Annotated in this window: 1 protein-coding gene; it reads right to left on the bottom strand. The window is 67.5% G+C overall.

All coding sequences use genetic code 11. From position 1 onward, the window contains the following. On the bottom strand, window positions 1-208 hold a 208-nt coding region (locus FK530_RS25310), incomplete at its 3' end, for a lactate/malate family dehydrogenase (RefSeq protein ID WP_438947270.1). Between the last annotated feature and the right edge of the window lie 334 nt (window positions 209-542).

Raw genomic sequence — 542 nt, 5'->3', positions numbered from 1 at the left:
TGTCGACCCCTGCCAGCAGCGGGAAGGCGCAGTCGTCGAGCTCCATTGCGGTGCCCTCTGCGGCGTGCACGGCCTGGGGGATCTCCAGCAGGTTCAGCTTGACGGGAACGTCAGGTCCGAAGAGCTGGCCCGAAGCGATGCGGAAGAGGAGGGCGTACCCGATGTTGCCGGCGGCACCAGTGACGGTGACGATGCGGGGATCTGCCATGAGAAGCAACTCCTTGTGTGGTGTTCCTGCGACGCATGGGGTGCGCCGCTTCCTCGTCCGACGGCCCATCCGTCGGACACGACTCCTCCAGACTAGGCCGTGGCGGCGGCCACAGACAGTGCCTCCAGTCCCAGATGGGCGCTCCACCGGACGTGACCTGCGCAATAGAACTACCGTGGGGAGCTGGGTGGTCATCGCCCCGCAGGGGGCAGGCAAGCTGGCTCACGACCACGGACGAGGGCGGCGCCGACACGGGCGAGGACGGGGTGTGACATGGGCAGGAAGAAGCAGCTGAAGAAGGCTCAGGCGGAGGCAGAGGCACGGGCTGCCGCCA

It is taken from the genome of Tsukamurella conjunctivitidis, from assembly GCF_007858475.1.
Lineage (GTDB): Bacteria > Actinomycetota > Actinomycetes > Mycobacteriales > Mycobacteriaceae > Tsukamurella > Tsukamurella conjunctivitidis.
The sequence above is the reverse complement of the archived record's forward strand: the minus strand, read 5'-3'. Positions and strand labels throughout refer to the sequence as shown.